The 20,986-nt window shown below is 63.7% G+C and carries 16 protein-coding genes and 1 tRNA gene; 11 read left to right on the top strand and 6 right to left on the bottom strand.

Annotated elements, in window-relative coordinates:
• The 3 genes from GXY33_20460 to GXY33_20450 all read right to left on the bottom strand — a co-directional run.
• The coding region (locus tag GXY33_20460; protein ID NLX07521.1) for a hypothetical protein at window positions 1–445 on the bottom strand (445 nt) is incomplete at its 3' end.
• 578 nt (window positions 446–1,023) lie between these two features.
• The gene (locus tag GXY33_20455; GenBank protein ID NLX07520.1) at window positions 1,024–2,043 is read right to left on the bottom strand and encodes a DUF21 domain-containing protein; all 1,020 of its coding nucleotides are present in this window, start codon (window positions 2,041–2,043) and stop codon (window positions 1,024–1,026) included.
• A 1-nt stretch (window position 2,044) separates the two neighbouring features.
• Window positions 2,045–3,310 (bottom strand): HlyC/CorC family transporter, encoded by a 1,266-nt coding sequence (locus tag GXY33_20450; GenBank protein NLX07519.1) that lies wholly within the window; start codon window positions 3,308–3,310, stop codon window positions 2,045–2,047.
• A 149-nt stretch (window positions 3,311–3,459) separates the two neighbouring features.
• Here GXY33_20450 and GXY33_20445 point away from each other — a divergent pair, with 149 nt between their 5' ends.
• On the top strand, window positions 3,460–4,797 hold the full coding sequence (locus tag GXY33_20445) for an acetylxylan esterase (protein ID NLX07518.1): 1,338 nt from the start codon (window positions 3,460–3,462) through the stop codon (window positions 4,795–4,797).
• Window positions 4,798–4,800: 3 nt separating this feature from the next.
• Here GXY33_20445 and GXY33_20440 read toward each other — a convergent pair whose 3' ends face one another.
• A complete protein-coding gene (locus GXY33_20440) occupies window positions 4,801–5,475 on the bottom strand; it encodes an MBL fold metallo-hydrolase (protein NLX07517.1) in 675 nt (224 codons plus the stop codon).
• A gap of 107 nt (window positions 5,476–5,582) precedes the next feature.
• Between GXY33_20440 and GXY33_20435 the strand changes: the two genes are divergently transcribed.
• The 9 genes from GXY33_20435 to GXY33_20395 all read left to right on the top strand — a co-directional run bounded on the left by GXY33_20435 (window position 5,583) and on the right by GXY33_20395 (window position 17,266).
• Window positions 5,583–5,777 carry a hypothetical protein gene (locus GXY33_20435; GenBank protein ID NLX07516.1) on the top strand — a complete coding sequence of 65 codons (195 nt, stop codon included), beginning with the start codon at window positions 5,583–5,585 and terminating at the stop codon, window positions 5,775–5,777.
• Window positions 5,778–5,897: 120 nt separating this feature from the next.
• Window positions 5,898–6,245: a hypothetical protein gene (locus tag GXY33_20430; protein ID NLX07515.1), complete on the top strand. Its 348-nt coding sequence runs from the start codon at window positions 5,898–5,900 to the stop codon at window positions 6,243–6,245.
• A gap of 125 nt (window positions 6,246–6,370) precedes the next feature.
• Window positions 6,371–7,591 carry a peptidase C45 gene (locus GXY33_20425; GenBank protein ID NLX07514.1) on the top strand — a complete coding sequence of 407 codons (1,221 nt, stop codon included), beginning with the start codon at window positions 6,371–6,373 and terminating at the stop codon, window positions 7,589–7,591.
• A gap of 24 nt (window positions 7,592–7,615) precedes the next feature.
• Window positions 7,616–8,158 carry a flavin reductase family protein gene (locus GXY33_20420; protein ID NLX07513.1) on the top strand — a complete coding sequence of 181 codons (543 nt, stop codon included), beginning with the start codon at window positions 7,616–7,618 and terminating at the stop codon, window positions 8,156–8,158.
• A gap of 12 nt (window positions 8,159–8,170) precedes the next feature.
• A complete protein-coding gene (locus GXY33_20415) occupies window positions 8,171–9,247 on the top strand; it encodes a hypothetical protein (protein NLX07512.1) in 1,077 nt (358 codons plus the stop codon).
• 141 nt (window positions 9,248–9,388) lie between these two features.
• Window positions 9,389–10,735: a DegT/DnrJ/EryC1/StrS family aminotransferase gene (locus GXY33_20410; protein NLX07511.1), complete on the top strand. Its 1,347-nt coding sequence runs from the start codon at window positions 9,389–9,391 to the stop codon at window positions 10,733–10,735.
• Window positions 10,736–10,898: 163 nt separating this feature from the next.
• Window positions 10,899–12,023, top strand: coding sequence for a DegT/DnrJ/EryC1/StrS family aminotransferase (locus GXY33_20405; protein NLX07510.1), 1,125 nt, complete (start codon window positions 10,899–10,901; stop codon window positions 12,021–12,023).
• A gap of 812 nt (window positions 12,024–12,835) precedes the next feature.
• Entirely contained in the window at window positions 12,836–14,194 is a 1,359-nt protein-coding gene (locus tag GXY33_20400) for a PAS domain S-box protein (protein NLX07509.1), read from the top strand.
• Window positions 14,195–17,266, top strand: a complete 3,072-nt coding sequence (locus GXY33_20395; GenBank protein NLX07508.1) for a response regulator — start codon at window positions 14,195–14,197, stop codon at window positions 17,264–17,266.
• An 8-nt stretch (window positions 17,267–17,274) separates the two neighbouring features.
• On the opposite strand, the gene GXY33_20390 is transcribed toward GXY33_20395, so the two are convergent.
• Window positions 17,275–18,945: a Na/Pi cotransporter family protein gene (locus tag GXY33_20390; protein NLX07507.1), complete on the bottom strand. Its 1,671-nt coding sequence runs from the start codon at window positions 18,943–18,945 to the stop codon at window positions 17,275–17,277.
• A gap of 254 nt (window positions 18,946–19,199) precedes the next feature.
• Here GXY33_20390 and GXY33_20385 point away from each other — a divergent pair.
• Window positions 19,200–19,284, top strand: a tRNA-Leu gene (locus GXY33_20385).
• Between the two features lie 262 nt (window positions 19,285–19,546).
• Here GXY33_20385 and GXY33_20380 read toward each other — a convergent pair.
• On the bottom strand, window positions 19,547–20,986 hold a 1,440-nt coding region (locus GXY33_20380; GenBank protein NLX07506.1), incomplete at its 5' end, for a hypothetical protein.

The following is a 20,986-nucleotide window of genomic DNA, read 5'->3' as shown; positions in this document are numbered from 1 at the left end:
TGGCCGCTGACAATTCGCGTTCGTCCAGCGCGGCTTGGGACAGGATCAGCGGATCGGCATGGCGGGCTCCGTTCTTGCGCCGCAGCGTGAACAGCGACAGGATTCCGCCGGCGCCGGTCAGGACGCCCAGGTACGACTTTCCGCCCACCGTCCACTGGCAGACGCCTACCCGCTGCATCTTCTGCAGGGCGGTGGCGAGGGCAGCGTATTTGCGGTCGTCCCCATGTGGCCCGAGGCGATGCGAGAAATCGTAGAATCTCAGATCGATCCGGTCCTCCCTGACAAAATCGAGCACCTCGATGACGTGTCCCGACGCAGGTTCCACGGCGTCGAGTTGGCCCGGATCGTCAATCCGGCGATGGCTCCTTTCCGCTGGGTACAGTCCGACCGGAACGCTGACCCCGCCGAACCGTATGCATCCTGTCCAGATCGCTCTTGGCGCCATGTTGGTTTCTCCGTTCTGCATTGATGTTTCAGCCTTTTTGCCTTCGCGCAGTCGCGCACAAGTCTCGTTGGGCCTGCTCCGCAGGCGTGCAGTGGTGCTGCGTGGCGCGCGGAGGTATTGCGCCATGCGATCCGTCGTGAAGGCGAACGTCCGTGTTCTCGCCCCTCCCTCAGTGGAGGGTTCGAGCCGTGCGGCACTGCAAACCTGTCGGCCGTCTGTCGTCCCTAACCGTCACGTCGGTCTTCGCCCTCCCGGGCGACCCGCCAGGTTCGCTTGCGGCTGGTTTCGGCGGGAGGGTCTTGGGCGTGCGCCGTGCAACTCCTCCCGTTCCGAAGGCTGCTCCATTCCTCGGTAACGCCAATCTAGCATACGGCGATGGGGGCGACAATCGGGGCAGGGGACGAATCTATGGTAGGGGTTTTCCCTGGTCGCCCCGATACAATCGGGCCCGACCTGGCAGGCGGCGGCTGAAGGTTGACATGGCCCGCGGGCCGTACGGGTTGAGGGGGCGGGTGGTGGACGGGAAGGGCCAGCCGGTGGCGGGGTTGAAGGCGTCGCCCGCGTCGTAGCGCGCCGCCCTATTCGCCGAGCAGGTACTTGACCACGTCGGCCAGCGTGATCATGCCGAGGGCGCGATCGTTGCGGCCGACGACCACTGCGGTTCGGGTCTGTTGGTCCTGCATCGTGCTGAGGGTCTGCGAGAGCGAGGCGTTGACGGGAATCCTGAGCACCGGTTCGAGCAGTTCCCGCGGTTGTTTGTTCGGCTGGGCGATCAGGGCGTCGGCGTTGACGAGGCCGACGACGTTGGCCGGCTGACGGTCGTAGAGCGGAAAGTCGCTGAAGCTGTGTTGCCGCACCGCCTCGATGAACTCCTCGCGGCGGACTTCGGCGGGAAAGGCGACGACGCGGCTGATGGGGATCATCACACGGAAGGGCCGGAGGCTCGGCAGGTCGATGATCCGCTCGGCGATGCCCCGCTGGACGGATGAAAGGGCGCCTTCGGCGTGGCTCTCGCGGAGCAGATCGGTCAGCTCATCGCTGTCCGTGGCAACCTGTCCGCCCGGTCCCAACCATCGGGCGATCCGCAGCATGGCGGTGGTCATCAGCCACAAGGCGTAGCCGATGCCGCTGGCCTTGACCGCCCAGTAACTGATCCAAAGGGCCTTGCGCGACAGGAGCATCAGGGCGTTGGGCCGGACGTAGAAGAGGCTTTTGGGCAGGGTTTCGCCGAAGACGAACAGCATCGGGGTCAGAACGGCGGTGGCGTAGAACTCAGCCTCGTGCTCGGAGTAGCCGCTGTTGGAGAAATAGCCGGTGACGACACTGGCGGCCAAGTAGTTCCACAGGTTGTTGCCGATCAGCAGCACGGCGATCAGCAGGCGTTGGTCGGAGAAGAGTTCCTCAAGCCGCACGGCCCGCTCGTCGCCCGAACGGGCCAGGAGTTTGCCGCGCAGGCGGTTGAACCGGTAGAGGCCGGTCTCCATGCCGCTGTACCAACTCGATAGGAACACCAGCACCACGCAGGCCGCCACCGTGCCCGGCCACGAGTAGCCCGGCACCATCGCCCGCCAGAAATCGAATTCGCCAGCCGAGAGCATATCAGCTTCCGTCCCCGCGAGTCCGCGTGTCCGTAATGGCGACCTTCCTGACCTTCCGACCGGCCAGCCGATCGGCCTCCAGGACCAGGCCGTGATACTCGGCCTGCTCGCCGCGAGCGGGCAGGTGGCCCACGAGGCTCATCAACAACCCGCCCACCGTCTCGACGCTGATGTCGGGTTCAGGGACGTTCAGTTCCTCGCACAGGTCGTCGAGGGCGTAGGCGCCGTCGGCCTGATAGCGGCCGGGCGCGACCTGCGCGAGCTTCGGCGCCGGACCGCCGCCGAACGCGACCGGCTCGCCGAGCAGTTCCTCGACCAGATCGCCCATCGTCACCAGGCCGGAAAGCCCGCCGTACTCATCGACCACGACGGCCAGGTTGGTGTTGTGCTCGCGGAAGAAATGCACCAGTTGATCGACCCGCTGCTGCTCGGGCACGAAGTGCACCGGCTCGAGCAGGTCGGCGATCCGTTCCGGCCGCTCGCGCAGGACCCGCCGGCCTCGCACCGCGCCCTTTACCTCGTCAATGCCGCCTTCGTAGACCAGGACGACGTCGAGGCGTTTTTCCCACACCTGGCTCCGCAGGCCCTCCAGTTCATCGGCGCTGAGGCAGACCAGATTCACCCGCGGCCGCATGATCTGCCGGACCGCCAGGTCGCGGAACTCCAGCACGTTGTGCAGCAGGTCGGCCTGGTCGGCTTCGACCAGTTCCTCGTGGGCGAAGGCGTCGAGCAGGTCGGAGACCTCCTCCTTGCGGATCTGCTGCTGGCCGGCGGGTCCGGTCAGCACCCGGACGCCCGGATCGATGATACCCCGACGGACCAGCCACATCAGCGGGAAGACCAGCCGCCCGATCATCCACAGCGGCACCGCGGCCGTCTTGGCTATCGGCACCCGCAGATAGAACGCCATCGCCTTGGGCAGAATCTCACCCAGCAGCGCCACCGCCAGCAGCGTGCCGACGCCCAGCACGCTGGCGGCCAGCGAATAGCCGCCATGCGCCAGCCGGTAGACCGTCACGCTGGAGACCGCGTAGATCAGGACGTTGACCAGGAGGTTGGCGAAGAGGATAGTCAACAGGAGCTGCTGCGGATCGCGAAGCAGGCTCTCGACCCGGCGTCCCAGGCCGGTTCGCTGTTCGCGCAACTGGAGGCGTTCGTAGCCGGTGAGGCTGAACAGGGCGGTCTCGGACCCGCTGAAAAAACCGCTGAGCAGCAGCAGTATCGCCACCGCGGCCAGCGAGTTCCATTGTTCGGCCAGTATGTCCACCTCGCGGAAAGCTCCTGTGTCCTGCCCGTGGTTCGGGCATACCATTTAGAACGGTTCGGCGGCTGGGTTGTCAACTGCAAAGCGCTTTCGCAGCGGAACATCAAGGCGTAGAATGGCCAAGTCACGACTACGATGTGGAGAAATCTGCGATGAAGCGGACGATGGCGCGGCTGCTGGCGGTGTGGGCAATCGGACTGAGTACAACGGGTCTTGAGGCGGCGGAATATGCCCTGTCGGTAGCCGCGGATCGGGCCGATCCGGTTTACAAGACGGGCGAGACCATCACGTTCGCCATTCGTCCGACCGCGGACGGCGAGACGGGCAAACACGGGACCGTCGCGTACAGCCTTTCCAAGGACGTCGGCGGACCCGCCCTCGGCTCCGGAACGCTGGCCTGCGAAGGGGAACCGCTCGCCGTCACAGCCAAGCTCGATGAGCCGGGCTTTGTCTTCTGCTCGGCGTCGTGGACGCCCGATCCCAATTCGCCGCCGATCGCCGCCTCAGCCGCCGTCGCGGTCGATCCACTGGCGATCAAGCCGAGCCTGCCCGTTCCGGATGATTTCGATGCGTTCTGGAACGGCTGGAAGAAAAAACTCAGCGAACTGCCCATGGAGGTGAAGCTGGCGCCGATGCCGGTGGACCCGAAGCTGGCGGTCGAGGCGTTCGACATCACGATCAACTGCCTCGGCGCCAAACCGGTTCGCGGCTATTTCGCCCGGCCGCGAAACGCTAAGCCGGGTTCGTGTCCCGCGGCGGCCACATACCATGCCTACGACGGCATCCGCGACTGCTCGCTGGGCGGCGTGATCGGACAGGCCGCCAACGGCTTGATCGCCATCGAAGTCAATCCGCACGGGATCGAGACCGGCCAGCCGCAGGCGTACTACGACGGTCTTCGCAACGGTGAGCTTCGCGGCTTTGCCATCCGCAACTCGGACGATCGCGACAACTTCTATTTCCTCTGGACCTACCTTCGCGACCTGCGGGCCTTGCAGTACCTGACGAGTTTGCCCGAGTGGGACGGTGCGGTGCTGATCGTCTACGGATCGAGCATGGGCGGAGGCCAGGCAATCGCGATGGGCGGGCTTGAGCCGCGGGTGAGCCTGGTGCTGGCCAACGTGCCGGCGCTGTGCGATCACTCGGGCTTCATGGCCGGCCGCGTCTGCGGCTGGTGGCGGCACGTGGATCAGGCCGCCGCCCCGCTGCGCGAAAAGGTGCTCCAGGCGATGCGGTACTTCGACGGCGTGAACTTCGCATCGCGATTCCGCGGCGAAGCGGTCTTTTCGTGCGGTTTCCTCGACGGCACCTGTCCGCCCAGCAGCGTCTACGCCGCACTCAACGCGATCCCGCACTCGCGCAAGCAGATGGTGTACGTTCCGACGATGGGGCACGCCCACCATCCGACCATTCAGAACGCGTTCGGCGCCGCCCAGGTCCGACAGGTCACCGCCGCCCATCCGCCCAGCACCCAGCCGGCGGAGCGGTAGACCCTAGACTCCGAACAGCTTGCCCGCCACCGGCAGGATGTTGTCGTGGGCCGGGATGACCAGGTCGGCCACCTCCAGAATATCCTGTAGAGATTCCTGGGCTCGCTTCAGGTCGTGGCTCTGGTCCCAGACGCGGCCGTGCTCGAGGTACTCCTGCGAGATCACCGCGTCGCCCGCGATGACCACCGATCCGGTCACCGGCGTCAACAGCAGCCCGCAGCCTCCGGGCGAGGCGCCGGGCGAGGGAAACAGTTCCACCCCCTCAGCCAGCTTGTCCTCCGGGGCCTTGCAGCGTTCCAGCAGGGCCAGTTCGTCGTCGACCACCGGCGCTTCCTTCTTGAGCCGTCCCCGCATCTCCTCCAGGTAGGCCTTGGCCCAGTCCTTTTCGGCTGGGTGAATGTACCACCTGGCCCCCTCCAGGGCGGGCAGGCCCATGCGGTGGGCGGTGCGGAAGGTGGTCAGGAAGACGGTGTCGATATCCGCCAGGTGCAGGCCGGTCCGCTCAAAGAGCCGGGCATCCAGGACGGTGGCCGGGAGGGCCGGATCGACCAGAATCTTGCGGTCGCCCGTTCGGATCAGGGTGGTGGTGGCGTGGGCGGTGCGGACGGCGGTCGTTTCGCCCCAGAACGGGTTGCGGCTCAAGGCGCCTATACTGACCACGGTGTACTGAATGGCCATGATTCTCCCCGAAAAATATCTTTTGACGCCCCTGTGTGCGCCGATTATACTACCACGATAATGCGATGTTATCTTGATCAGGTCCTTCTGGCAAGGAGGAGGCACATATGGATCGGTTGTCCCTGAAGTTGAGCAGCGGCACGGTGTTTCTCGGCGGCATCATGGGGATCGAGTCGTTCAGCGACATCTTCGAGTCGGACTACTTCAAGCAGTTCCTCGCCGAGTACATCATTCAAGTGGTTCAGGCCGTCAGCACCGCCGTGGTGCACCAGGTTGTGACCAACATCATCTACGGCGCATAATAATAAGCTGTAGCTATGACTACTCGGGGTTCTTTCCCCGGCGACGGGCTTTTCTGTACGCGCTCCTTGGATTTTGTCGTTCATTGTCACCTACGCGCGAACACTGTCCACTGGGACTTGATGCTTTTGCGCCCGGATGTGCCGGTTTCGACTCAATCCGATCCCGGCGAGTTGTGTCTGGCCGTCTGGCAGTGCCCCTGGCCCCCCACCTCCAGGAATCTTGCCGCTCCGATGAAGGTTCGGCGGATCGCTGACCATCGCCGTGCATTTCTCACGTGGGAGGGTCCGCTTCGCGATGACTTGGGCCGGTGCCGGATGGTCGAAAAGGGGGTATACCGGCCTCGACTGATCCGCGAGACGCTTTGGCTGGTGGAGTTTGGGGACGGGTCGCTGGCCGGTGAAGCGCGGCTGGAGCGATGCGGCGAAGGGGACCTGTGGACCCTGACGGTGGACGCGGCGGGGCGATGACGCCCGGCGGCGATAATGAAAAAACCTGCCATCGACTTCGTTATAACCTATAATAGCGGCTGCGGGCGGACCCACAGAGCCGGTCCGCGGCAGACCGCGCCAAATACTGAGCAAAGGAGACCCGCATGAAAGCCCTTCGCGCACTGCTGTGTATCCTGCTGGTTGGTCCAGTCCTTTTTGCCGCATCGTGCAGCGCGCAGATGCGCGACGTGCCGGCTCCGACGGTGGTCGAGCGGGTGGACCGGTCGGCTCTGCTGAAGGCGGGCGACCAGCGCGTCCTCGTGCTGCAGGGCAGCCACTACCAGATGGGCTACGCCTATGGCAAGCTGCTGGCGGCTGAGGTCCGTGAGAACATCGAGGACGTGCTGAGACTCGCAGCCCAGGCCGACGCCCAGCGTCAGGTGCCCGCGCCCGGCGCACTCGAGATGATCTATCAGAGGACCAAGGCCTTTGTGCCGCAGGAATACACCGAGGAACTGCACGGTCTGGCCGACGGAGCGGGCCTCGACCGGCACAAGATCGAGCTGGCCAACGTGTTTCCGGAGATGTTTCACTGCAGCGTGTTTGTGCTGAAGGACAAGGCGACCAGGGACGGTAAGATGATCCACGGCCGAGCCCTCGATTATTCGGTGGGCGTGGCGCCGGGCCTGCAGGACCATGCGATCGTGATCGTCAACAAGCCCGACGGCGAGAATGCCACCATGCTGGGCAGCTACGTGGGCTTTATCGGCTGCATCACCGGCGTGAGCGACAAGAAGCTCTCAGCCGGGATGATGGGCATGGGCGAATACGGCAAGTGGGACGGGCAGCCGATGGCGTACCTCTTCCGCCAGGCCCTGGAGAAGTGCGACACGGTGGAACAGGCGGTCAAGCTGATTACCGAGGCGACCCGCACGTGTCAGTATTCCTATCTGATCGCCGACGGCAAGGACCGCCAGGCCGCTGCGATCCACGCGACGACCGAGTATGCCAACACGGTGGGATTCGGCGAAGCCTATCGGTTGTGGCCGGAGTCGATCGAGGATACGATCCTGGTCAGTGCCGATGAGCGTTACGGGCATCTGGTGTCGCGGGTCCGCAAGCACTACGGGCAGATCGACGTGGAGAAGGCGATCGAAATCCTCACCCGGCCGGTGGCGATGGCGGGCAATCTGCAGGATGCGGTCATGCTGCCGGAGGAACGCGTGATGTACCTGGCCAACGCCGTTTCGCCGGACCAGCGGAATTTCCAGGCCTGCTATCAGCCGTACTATCGCCATGAGATGGCGACGTATCTGGCCGCGCTGGAGAAGTTGGCCGGCGAGCATCGGATCGAGACGCCGACGAGCGCCCCGGCCCAGCCGTAGACCGTTCTGAGTTTGGAGAAACGCATGTCCGCACGCCGCACGATGGAATACAGCGATCGCATGGCCGAGGTGATGAAGGTCATGAGCAGCCGCGGGATTCTGCTGACCGCGTGGAAGAACGGCCAGCAGGCGAACGCGATGGCGATCGGATGGGGGATGATCGGGTCGATCTGGTCGCGGCCGGTCTGGCAGGTGCTGGTGCGGCCGTCGCGGTACACTTACGAGTTGATCGAGCGCGAGGGGATCTTCGGCGTGTGCGTGATGCCGCTGGCCCTCAATGCGGCGGTGCAACATTGCGGGACGGTCTCGGGCCGCAACGGCGACAAGCTGGCTGAGACGGGGCTGACGGCGGTTCGCGGCGAGGCGCTGGGCGCGCCGGTCCTGGCCCAGAGCGTGATTCACTACGAGTGCCGGGTGGTCCACCGCAACGACTTTCTGCCCGAGCGAATGGTCCCGGATATCCGCGAAGGGGCGTATCCCTCCGGCGACTACCACCGGGTCTACTGGGGTCAGATCGTCGATGCACGGGTCGACGAGGCGGCCCTGGGCAAGCTGTTTGAGAAGTGATGGGGATTGGCCATGAGCATCGACCGCAAGGCTGCGGTGGTCTGCGCAATCCGCCACCAGGAGACCCAGTTCCTGCCCTATACCTTCTCCTGGGACGACGAGGACGTCGCGCGGCGGCTGGACGACTACTACAGCGGTCCGGAGTGGCGGAAGCAATTCAGCAGTTACATCATCCCCGTCGCGGCTGCCGACGATCATCGACGGGTGGGCGAACCGGGGCCGGCGCTGCGTCGTGACCTGTACGGTTCGGTCTGGCGGACCGACCTTCGGCCGGTGCACCTGGAGGAGCCGGTTCTCAAGGAGCCAACCCTGCGCGGCTATCGATTTCCCGATCCCGACCAGTTCTTCGAGCACGACGTCCTCGGAGTCGCGCGAAGGATAGCCGAGGAGAACCGGGATGCTTTCGTGGTGGCACGGATGGGCTTCGGCGTCTTCGAGCGCTGCTGGGACCTTCGCGGGTTCGACAATCTGCTGATGGACATCGCAGCCGAGCCGAACTTCTTCGCCGACTTGGTGGCGGCGGTGACGGACTTCTATCTGCAACTGCTCGATCGCATTCTGGAGCTGCCGGTCGACGGCATGATGTTCGGCGATGACTGGGGCGATCAGCGGGGCGTGATCATGCATCCCGAGACGTGGCGGCAGGTGATTAAGCCGAACCAGGCCCGCCTGTTTGCCAGGGCCAAGGCTGCGGGCAAGTACACCCTTCACCACTGCTGCGGATCGGTCGTCGATATAATACCGGACCTGGTTGAGATCCAGCTCGACGTGCTCGAATCGGTTCAGCCGGAAGCTCGAGGCATGAACCCATACGAATTGAAGGACCATTTCGGCGACCGGATCACGTTCTGGGGCGGCTTGGGCTCGCAGAGCATTGTTCCATTCGGCAAGCCCGACGAGCTTCGGTCCGAGATCCACAGGCTGGCCGCCCACATGCGTAAGGGCGGCGGGTACATTCTGGCCCCGGCCAAGGCCCTTCAGCCGGAGACGCCGGCGGCGAACGCCGCGGCCATGCTCGAGGAGTTCACCGCCCTCGGCGAACCGACCCCGTTTCGTTCGGACCCGCCGAAATCTGCTCGCGGGTCTTGACAGGTCTCCGCCGCCTCGGTAGATTGGATTCCAGTAAGTCCCACCGGCGGAGCGATCCGCAGGGAAAAGGGATTTATTTATTGGCTTACAAGTATTAACGTTAATACCCAACACTTAGCCGTTGATGGAGGTTTCCCGACGATGTCCACGACTGCCAAGGCGAAGAGTGAGTTGGCCCTGTTGGGCGGCCCGAAGACGATCGACTTTGATCCGGGCGACATGTTCACCTGGCCGATCGTCACGAAGGAGCACGAGGAAGCGGTGCTGGCTATGCTGCGGGCCGGGCAAATGTCGAACTGGGACGTGACGGAGCAGTTCGAGAAGGCCTATGCCAAGGCCCTTGGCCGCAAGTACGCTTTGGCCTGCAACAACGGGACCTCAGCGATCCAGTGCGCGCTGTACGGCTTGGGAGTAGGAGCGGGCGATGAGGTGATCTGCCCGGGCATGACGTTCTGGGCCTCGATCGCACAGGTCTATCCGCTGCGGGCGACGCCGGTGTTCGCCGAGATCGATCGAGAGACCCTCTGCATCGACCCGGACGACCTGGAGCGGTGCATCACGCCGCGGACCAAGGCGGTGGTCGTGGTCCACTATGCGGGCTATCCAGCCGACATGGACCGGATCATGGCCATCGCGGAGAAGCACAACATCAAGGTCATGGAGGACTGCTCGCACTCGCACGGAGCGATGTACAAGGGGCGCGAGACGGGCACGATCGGCCACGCCGCCGGGCTTTCGTGCATGTCCGGCAAATCGTTCGCCATCGGCGAGGGCGGCATCATGTTCACCGATGACCAGCGGGTGTATGAGCGGGCGCTGCTGCTTGGACACTATGAACGGACGGGCAACATTCAGCTTGAAGATCTCAAGCCCTACGTCGGCTTGCCGGCGGGCGGCTACAAGTTCCGCATTCACCAGCTCAGTTCGGCGATGGGCCTGGTGCAGTTGAAGCACTACCCAGCCCAGATGGCGGAGATCGCCAAGGCGATGAACCTCTTCTGCGACCTGATCGAGGGCCTGCCGGGCGTCAAGCCGGTCCGGCCGGCCAAGGGCTCGGGGCTGACCAAGGGCGGCTGGTACCATCCGCTGGCCCACTACGACGCTGGGCAACTTGAGGGGCTGTCGATCCAGCGGTTTTGCGAGGCGCTGAGCGCCGAGGGGCTGGGCAGCCACCCCGGCTGCAACCGTCCGCTGCACACCCACCCGCTGTTTGTCGACATGCAGGTCTTCGGCGAGGGCCGGCCCACCCGCGTGGCCAACCTGCCGGAGGGAATCGACACCTCGCACCTGAACCGCCGCTTGCCGATTGCGGAAGAGATCAACAACCGCGTCTTCAGCATTCCGTGGTTCAAGCATCACCGGCCGGAGGTGATCGGCCGGTATGCCCAGGCGGTCCGGAAGGTGGTGGAAAACCATCGCGATCTGCTGGCCGGCGACCAGAACCGCCGGACGGCGACCGGGGATTTTTCGACCGCGTTCCGTCGCTGAGGCGACGAACCGAACTCCATCGGCTCCCGCGTCGTATCCAGCCCAGGCCTTGCAGGCGGCGTCGGCTCGCGGGATAATGGCGAAAACCGCGAGTTGGAGCTAAAGTCCGCGCCTGATCGGGCGATATCCTCTGAAGGCGGTGGCTCGTCAATGGAGTACGTCGATGGACAATCCAATACCCTTGTCGCTTCCGGACATTACCGATCTTGAAATCCAGGCCGTCGTCGACGTCCTGCGGACCAACCGTCTGAGCCTGGGTCCGCGGCAGGTCGCGTTCGAGGAGGCGATCCGCGATTTCGTCGGAGCCAGATACGCCTGCGCGCTGTCGTCCGGGACGGCGGCGCTGCATCTGGCTTTGCTCGCGGCGGGCGTCGGGCCGGGCGACGAGGTGATCACCAGTTCGTTCAGCTTCATCGCCTCGGCCAATTGCGCCCTGTACGTTGGCGCCAAGCCGGTCTTCGCCGACATCGACCCGGCGACGTGGAACATCGACCCGGACGCCCTGGAGGCGGCGATCACGCCCAAGACCAAGGCGGTCATACCGGTGCACGTGTTCGGCCAGCCGTGCCGAATGGACCGGATCATGGCGGCGGCTAAGAAGCACAGCCTGGCGGTGGTTGAGGATTCGTGCGAGGCGATCGGCGCGGCGTTCGGCGGCCGGAAGGCTGGCACGATCGGGCAATCCGGCACTTTCGCGTTCTACCCCAATAAACAGATCACCACCGGCGAGGGCGGCATGCTGGTGACCGACGACGAGAAGGTCGCGTCACTGGCCCGGTCGCTGCGGAATCAGGGCCGGGCAGAGAAGGCGACGTGGCTGGCCCATGAGCGGCTCGGCTACAACTATCGCATGTGCGAACTGCAGGCGGCGTTGGGCGAGGCGCAGATGAAGCGGATATCGGACATTCTGGCCAAGCGGGCGCGGGCGGCCGGGTGGTATACGCAGCGGCTGGCCGGTTTTGAGAAGCTCCGGCTGCAGAAGATCGAGCCGGACGTGACGATGAGCTGGTTTGTCTTTGTGATTCGCCTGGCTGATGAGTTCTCGCAGGAGCATCGCGACCGGCTTATTGCGGGCCTGGGGCAGCAAGGCATCGGCTGCAATGCCTATTTCACGCCCATCCACCTGCAGACGTTCTATCGCGAGCAACTCGGCTGCCGTCCCGGGCAACTGCCGGTCACCGAAAAGGTCGGCGAGCGTTCGCTGGCGATCCCCTTCTTCTCGAACATCAGCGAAGGGCAGGTCGATCGGGTCTGCGGCGCGATCCGTCGCATCGTGGACGGTTTTTGACGCGGCGGCTATGGCTGGTCGCGATGTTGCATCCGGAAGCGTGAGCCGTCGGGCGGCGTCTGGCCCGGCATCCGCTGACGCTCGCTCCTCTGCCACGTCTCCACCTACCGTTGCCGGCGGCGGTTGCGCTCGATCTGGCGTTGGAGGCGCAGCAACTCGTCGTTCTGGCGGCCGAGCATATCGAAGTAGTCCCGCATCGGCAGAGCAAGCGGGGCCAGTTCGCCGTTGTTCGACCGCTCACGGAGATGGCGACGTTTGTGCCCGTTGCGGATGGCGCAACGCAGGTGGACACGGCCGCTGGAGCACAGATCCCTGGCCGCATTCGTAGAGGTTCGACAGCCAGGACGCTCTTGATCGTGCCGCCATCCACTGGGTACGAGAGTACCGTGTGGTCCTCAGCCATGCGGGCGAGTCAGCCGGTCCGTTCGTGGACCTCGGCCTCGTCGTTGGCGTTTGACGGCTGCGCCGTCTGAGCTGAGATGATTGCCCAGCTCGCCCAACTCGCGTCTACGAAGATTAAACTTTCAAGACCTGACCCCATGGGGTCAGGTCTTGAAAGTTTAATCTTCGCTCGCTGGTTGAGAGACTTGCCAAGCGGTGCCGGTTGTACGGCCGACGGTGGCAGAGGTGTCTCGCTCCCGCAACCCGGCCCATTATCGGACGAGATGAAATCGTTTTCGGTCCGTTTGCCTCGTTGAGCGGTCGGACGAGACCGCCAAGTTCAGAGCCGACTGAACCATCCGATATAAGTTGTAACCGGAAGCCCGGCGCAAACGTCGGGAGCAGGCGGCAAATTTTTACAGAGATCGGGAATGGGCACAGCGACACGGCTGTTGATCATTGAAGGCAATAAGAATGACGCCCAGCTTCTGCTCGGGGCGCTTGGGCCTGCAGGTGACGGACGGGAGATCCACTGCGTCTCCGGAGTATCCGAGGCGGTTCGGGCTCTGGAGGGATCCGGCTGGGATCTGGTCGTCTGCAACTTCCGCCTGCCCGACGGCAGCGGCCTGGACGTTCTGGGCCAGATCCAAACCACATGCCCCAGTCCTCCGGTGATCATGGTGTCGGAGACGATTGACGAGGAAGCCGTCATTTCCTCGATCAGAGCGGGAGCCGCGGATTTCGCGATCAAGGACAATACCGTACGGCTGGTTGCGGCGGTCGGCCGCGAGTTGGCGCGGCGCGGCGAGGAGCATCGCGGCGGGGCACGTTCTGCCGCTGGGTCCGCCGTCGAGGAGGAGCTGCAGCGTCTTCGGGCGGTGATCCAAGCGGGGCCGGTGACGATGTCGTGGGTCTCGTCGGAGCTGACCTATCTGGGGGCCAACGCTCAGATGTTGTCTCTGCTTGGATGCACGGAGACGGAGCTTCTCGGCAAGCCGGTGGGATACCTCGGCGTCAACCCGCGGTATCGGCAGTTCGTGGAGACGCTGTTTCGCGTCGAGCAGGAGCAGTACTCCGACGAAGTCCCGATGACCGTGGACGAACACCACTACGACTTCTATCTGGTGGGGCGCAAGTTTCTTGATGGCCGACAGGCGGTGATCATCGGCCTGAACATCACGGAGCGCAAGCAGGCCGAGGAGGCGATCCGAGAGAGCGACGCCCACCTTAAGGACATCCTGGACTCGGTGTCGGTGGGCATCATGGTGGTCGACCCCGAGGATCACCGGATTCTCGAGTCGAACGCGGCGGCATGCCGGATGGTCGGAAGAAGCCGCGAGGAGATCGTTGGAAAGACCTGCCACGGCTTCGTCTGTCCTTCCGAAAAAGGACGCTGCCCGATCACGGATATGAACCAGACGGTGGACTGTTCGCAGCGGGTCGTGTTAACCGCCGACGGACGAAAGGTGCCCATCCTCAAGAGCGTCGTGCCGGTGGTCCGCAACGGCAGGAAGTATCTGATCGAGAACTTCTTCGACATCAGCGAAATGAAGGACACCGAGCGGAAGCTCAAGGAGACGGTGGCGGAGCTTGAGAAATTCAACCGTCTGGCCATTGGGCGGGAGCTGCGCATGATCGAATTGAAGCTGGAAGTGAATCGAATGGCCCGCAAGGCGAACGAGAGCCCGCCCTATGATCTGAGCTTCGCGGACAACTCGGGCGTCTTCGGTGAGGTCGACGGAGGGGCCTCGCCAGCGCAACTTGCGAGTCCGGAGGTAGGGGCAAACTAGATGCGGCTGTTCTGGAAGATTTATCTGCTGCTGCTGACGATGCCGGTCGCCTCGGTGCTGCTGACCGCGGCCCTGATCACCTGGAGCGATCCGGACTATTCAGCCAATCTCATTGTTTCGAACGTACTCTACGCATTGAGCATTGTGGTGCTTGTTCTTCCGGTGACGTCATGGCTGACCCGGCGGACACTGGCGTCCGTCTACTCGCTGGCGCGGACGCTGGTGCACGGTGCGCAGACCAGCCACGAGGACGCGCCTCCGGACCGGTTCCAGGATGAGCTGAACCAGATCATCGACGTGTTCGAAAACGCGGCATCCGACGCCCAGGCCCGCAATACCGAGTTCCAGGAGCGGATCAACACCCTCTCCCGCATCCGCGACGAGATGGAGCGCCGGGTCCAGGAGCGAACGGGAGACCTGACCCGGGCCAATGAGGAACTGCGACGGCAGATCACCGAGCGTCAGAAGGCTGAGGAGGAACTCCAGAGCGCCTACCAGCGTCTCAAGGAGAACGAACTGAAACTGCGGTCGGCCAACCTCCAACTGGAGGCGAGCAACCAGCAACTGATGGCCGGCGAACAGGCCCTTAAGGACAGCGAGGATCGCTACCGCCGCATGAGCGAGGCGGTTACCGACTACGTGTACACGGTGTGTGTGGACAACGGGGAGGTTACCCGTACGACCCACGGGGCCGCGTGCCAGGCCGTCACCGGATATTGTCCGGAGGAATTCGACCGCGACCCGTACCTGTGGTTCCGGATGATCCATGAAGAGGACCGCCAAACGGTGGTGGACCACGCCCAGCAGATTCTCGACGGCGCCACGACGAGCATCGAGCATCGAATTATCCGGCGGGACGGGGCGATCCGATGGGTGCGCAAGACGCCGGTGCCCCACCGCAACTCGCAGGGGCAACTGGTCTGCTACGACGGGCTGATCCAGGACATCACCGAGCAGAGGCTGGCCGCTGAGGAAGTCCAGCGGGAGAACGCGAAACTGTCGGCGATCATCTCCGGCATGGATCAGGGGGTCATCTTTGCCAACGCGGCGAACCGGATCATCGAGGTGAACCAGCCCTTCTGCGTCATGTTCAAACAGACGCGGGAGGCGGTGCTCGGGCGGCACCTGGACGACTTCCATTCCGGGCCCCTTCTCGTGAAGGTCCACGGCGTCATCGACGCCTTCCGGAGAAATCCCGAGTCGCAGCCGCTGGTCCTGCAGCGTTCGTTCGGCCAGAACGAGGCGATCGTGCGCATCCAGCCCATCTACCGCAACGGCCAGTACGACGGCGTCTTGCTCAACGTGGTCAACGTGACCGAACTGGTTCGGGCCCGGGAGCGGGCAGAACATGCAAGCCGAGAGGCCGGGCGCCGCGCTCAGGAACTGGAAATGGCCCGACTCGCTCTGCTGAACATGATCGACGACCTTGAGCGTTCACGGGCCGCTGCGGAGGACGCCAACCGGGCCAAGAGCGAGTTCCTGGCCAACATGTCGCACGAAATCCGCACCCCGATGAACGGGATCATCGGCATGACCGAACTGGCCCTCTCGACCGAACTGAATGACGAGCAGCGGGAGTACCTGCAACTGGCCCGCCGCTCCGCCGATTCGCTGTTGAACCTCATCAACGAGATTCTCGACTTCTCCAAGATCGAGGCGGGCAAGGTGGAGTTGGAGACGATCGACTTCGGCCTGCGCGACACCGTGCACGAGGTCCTCCAGACGATGGCCGGACGGGCTCATGAACGCGGTCTCGAACTGATCTACCACATCCCCTGTGACGTTCCGGATATGCTCACGGGCGATCCGGGACGCCTGCGCCAGGTCATGTACAACCTGGTCGGCAACGCGATCAAGTTTACCGAGCACGGCGAGATCGCCATTCGGGTCGAGACCGAGTCGCAGACCCCGGAGGGCATTCGCCTGCACTTCGCCGTTACGGACACGGGCATCGGCGTGTCGCCGGACAAGCAGCAGCGGATTTTCAGCGCGTTCGCCCAGGCCGACAGTTCCACCACCCGCAAGTACGGCGGCACCGGATTGGGTCTGGCCATCGCCACGCAACTCGTGACCTTGATGGGCGGGCGGATCTGGGTGGAGAGTCCGGCGGATTCCGAACCGGTCGGCGAAAACGGCCCCGGCAGCATCTTTCACTTCACGATCCGACTGGGAGTCCAGGAGTCCCCGGCCGTGGACCGGCGTCCGCAGCCGATCGACCTGTCACAACACCGGGCCCTGGTGGTGGACGACAACCGGACCAACCGGATGATCCTGCGGGAGATGCTCGCGGAGTGGGGCATGCCGACCGAACTGGCTGAGGGGCCCCGATCAGCCATGGCCCAGATGGTCCAGGCGGCAGAACGATCCGAGCCCTTCGACCTGGTGCTGCTGGACGTCAACATGCCGGAGACCGACGGCTTCGGACTGGCCGCCGAGATCCGGGCCAATCCGGCTATGGCGAACGCCCGTATCATCCTGCTGACCTCGTCGGGCCGACGAGGTGACGCCGCCCGATGCCGCCAGTTGAAGATCAACGGCTATTTGTCCAAACCCATTCGCCAGTCGGACCTCCATCAGGCCGTTTGTTCCGTCTTCGGCGGCGGCAACAGCGATCGGACTTCGCTGATCACCCGCCACTCGCTCCGTGAATCGCAGCGGCGTCTGGACATCCTCGTGGTCGAGGACAACCCGATCAACCAGAAGCTCGCCGTCGCGTTGCTCGGCAAATGGGGCCATCGGGCCACGGTGGCGGGCAACGGCATGGAGGCCCTCAAGGCGCTCCAGTCGGCCTCGTTTGACCTGATCCTGATGGACGTGAACATGCCCGAAATGGACGGGTTCGAGACCTCGCGGGCGATCCGCGAGCAGGAGCGGCTCACCGGCGCCCACATTCCCATCATCGCCATGACCGCCTTCGCCATGAAGGGCGACCGCGAGCGATGTCTGGAGTCCGGCATGGACGGCTACGTCTCGAAGCCCATCCAGGTCAAGGAACTCCATGCGGCCATCGAGAAGTACGTTCCAGGCATGGCCGCCGCCTCCGAGTCGCTTGCCGCTCCCGATCAGGGCTGACCGGTCGGCTATTTCTGTCCCGCCGCCACCTCGGCGATGTTCAGGGCGTGATCCCGAATTCTCCGGTATCCGTTGAGCATGTCGGTGAACACCAGGCTTTTCTGGGCGCTGGCCTCGCCGGAACTGACCCGCGCCAGGTGCCGATTGCGATACTCCTTGACCAGCCGGGTGATCTGATCGCTCAGCGAGTACGCCTTGCTCAGAATCCCCGCCTCCTCATCCCGCACCCCTTCGTTGACGAAACGAACGTAGTCGTAGACGTGGTCGTGAAGGTCCAGCAGTTCCTTGCGGGCCGGGTCGGACAACTCCAGGGCGTTCTTGCGGATCTTGAGCCGCAGCTTCAACAGATCGGCCGCGTAGTCGCTGATCGACTCATACTCGTCGGCCATGCGAAACTGGCGGCGGGCGCTGTCCATCACTTCCTGGGGCACGGTGCCCGAGAGCATATGGCTGAGGAATTCGACGATCTCCTTCTGAACTACGTCGAGCACTTCCTCGCGGTGAAAGAGCTTGCGCTCCCGCACCTCGTCCACCTGGTCGTCCTGCAGGCTCAGCTTGAGCCAGTTGAGCATCTTTTCGACGCCCTCGGCCATCTTGTGGATCTCCTTCATCGACTGCTCGATACCGATCGCCGGCGCGCTGAGCATCCGGATGTCCAGGTAACGCAGGTGCGGGATTTCCTTGTGCGTCTTATCCGGCACCATCCACTGCAGGAACCGGGCCAGCAGGCCGATCAGGGGGAGAAACAGGATGACATTCACCACATTGAAGCCCGTGTGCGCCAGGGCAATGCCCTTGGCGATGTACGGGAAGGTCTCCACCCCGTTCTCCAGCACCATCGTGCCCGGATCCGTCCCCGCCGCCCATGTCACCGTCCACTGCAGCGACGTAAGGTAGTATGGGAATACGGCCGTGATCCACGCCACCCCCAGCACGTTCACCATGATGTGGGCGAACGAGGCGCGTCGGGCGTCGACCGACCCTCCGATCGAGGCCAGGTACGCGGTGATCGTGGTCCCGATATTCTCACCCAGCACCAGCGCCGCCGCGGTCGGAAAGCTGATCAGCCCCGTGCTCGCCAAGCCCATCGTGATGCCCACCGTCGCCGACGACGACTGGACGATCGCGGTCAGTACCGCCCCCACCAGGACACACTCGAGCACTCCGAAGTAGCTGTCCGCCTGAAAACGGGAAAACCATGCCTTGAACTCCGGCATGTCGCGAAGCGGTTGGAAACCGGTCTCCATCAACTGCAGGCCGTAGAACACCATGCCCAGCCCGAGGAACAGCATCGCGGTGTAGCGCACCCGGTCGCGCTTGGCAAACAGGAAGAAGAACGCGGAGACTCCAAGGATCGCCAGGCCGTACTTGCCGATCTTCATGGCCAGGATCCAGCCGGTGATCGTCGTGCCGATGTTCGCGCCCAGGATGATGCCGATCGCCTGGTGCAGCGTCATCAGTCCCGCGCTGACCATTCCGACCGTCATCACGGTGGTCACCGAGCTGGACTGAATCACGCACGTGACGCCCGTGCCGACCCCGCAGGCCACCAGGCGGTTGTTGGTCACCGCCTTGATCGCCCGGCGAATCCGCCGGCCCGCCACCGCCTGCATGCCTTCGGACATGTTCTTCATGCCCAGCAGGAAGATAGCCAGCCCACCCAGAATCCCAAACACCATCTGTGCCGCTACGGCCACGTCCATCTATCCGCCATCCTGCCGCTTCCGCCAAAGCAGCTAATAATCCATTAATGCAGAACCAGCGATACGTTAACTATAGGCGGCATTATCCCATTGGCACCCGGTCGTTGCAACCGTCCGGACCCGCTTTCCCGACCTTAGGACGTACGTTGGAACTCCCCGTCGATCCCCCCAACGGGGGTGCTTTTGGCCCTTGACACCGCGGGGGCCGCGAGATAGAGTTACGTGCACCCGCCCGGGTGGCGGAATTGGCAGACGCGCCAGGTTGAGGGCCTGGTGTCCTTTTTGGACGTGCTGGTTCAAATCCAGTCCCGGGCATATCGAGAAGACCGATCGGCGGCTGGGCCGGTCGGTCTTTTTTTGTCCCGGTCATGAGCGCCAAGCGGCATCCATACCTTCCGTCGGACCTGCCGGAGAACAAGGGGGAAAGGCAAGTGCGATGGAAACGCCAGCGGGATTCCTCGGGTTGAAAAAGGACAAGTTCAATAGGAGCTCGTTGCGGATTTACCCTAGGGCGAAGTTACTCAGTTTGCCAGTTACGTTTGGGTTGAGCTCCTATTGAACTTGCAGCCAATGCGGGCTAGTGCCCGCTCGGTTTCGGTATGGGATTCGACGGATTGAATGTGTTCGCCGCGCTGTAGTCGCTGCTGATCACGTGGGTATCGCCATTGATATCCGTACGCAGGTCATCGGGACCAAAGACCACCGGCAGGCTGGCCATAACCAGCGCTTTGTCGTCGTTGCTGATGGCCCCATCATTCGTGGCGTCACCGACCTGCGTCGCGTGCTGCAGCGTGAAGTTGGACACGCCCTTCCAGTCGCCGACGTTTCTGATCGCGTACCATCGCTGCCAGGTGAACTGGGTGTTGGTCTCATTGATCCTCAGGATGCGCGGATTACCGTTCGGATCGTTCTCGACGGTGAAGGTGAAGCCCGATGAGATGTCCGATCCGTAAGCGCCGTTGGGCAGCATCTCCTGGATCAGGATCTGCCCGGAACTTGGGGCTGTGATGTCACCGTCAAAGTACAAACGGAGCACGTTCTTCTGGTACCGCCAGAGCGTGTCCTGATCGACCGGGTTCGAGGAGATCAGGTTGGCCGGCATCCACGTGACGTCAATCGGATAGCCCAGGTCGGAACCGGTCAGCAAGCTCGCGGTGACCGGATCGTCACTGCTCGGCGGGATCATGGCCATGCACGGGGCGTAGCAGGCCGGTTCGTCCAGGTCCACGTACTCCGGCACGCTCTCGATGTAGGTGCCGACGACCCAGATCTCGCCCGTCGCGGGGTCTTCGGTGATCCCGGACACGTGGCTCATGCCATTGACGTCAACCGTCCGCGAGAGCGTCAGACTGAGGCTGGCGGTCGAGAGGGCGTAGACCGTGTCGTGGTCCATGTTCGGGCCCTCCGCCACTCCCGAGGCCATGTAGATCAACTGCGAATGCCGCGAGACACACATGTAGATCGGATTGGGGATGCCTCCGGTGACTCCCGATATCGTGTCCAGATCGACCACAGCGGGCGCGCCGCCGACGGCTGGATAGGCCCACAGAAGGTTGTTATCCACGCGTGCGCTGAGCACGTAGACGTTGCCGGCGTCGTCGACTTCGATCTCGCGGAGGCCCGTGCGAATAGGATCGTACGTCTCGTTGGGGTCCGGCGCAGCGTCGTAGAGCTGGACCACCGAGTAGCACGGCGTCTGGTTCGGATGCAACTGGAGCTTGGCGGCGGCGAGATACTCCTCGTTGGAGCCCGAGGGAACCACGAGCACGGGCACGACGTAGGCGTACCCGTCGGCGGTCACCACCGCGTCGGTCAGCGGCCGGCCGGTGTATTCGCCATCTCCTTCGAGAATTCCGATGTAGACCACCGCCGACGTGCTGTAACGCGGTTCGGTGGCAACCGACACGCCACCCACCGTCACGACTCCCGTGCCGTCGTTCAGCCGGATCAGACCGTGCTCCGAGTTCAACTGATAGACGTTGCCCAGCGGATCGCACAGGATCTTCTCGTTCTTCAG

The organism is Phycisphaerae bacterium (assembly GCA_012729815.1).
Taxonomy (GTDB): Bacteria; Planctomycetota; Phycisphaerae; order JAAYCJ01; family JAAYCJ01; genus JAAYCJ01.
Note: the sequence above shows the minus strand (reverse complement) of the source record. Positions and strands in the feature narration are given on the sequence as shown.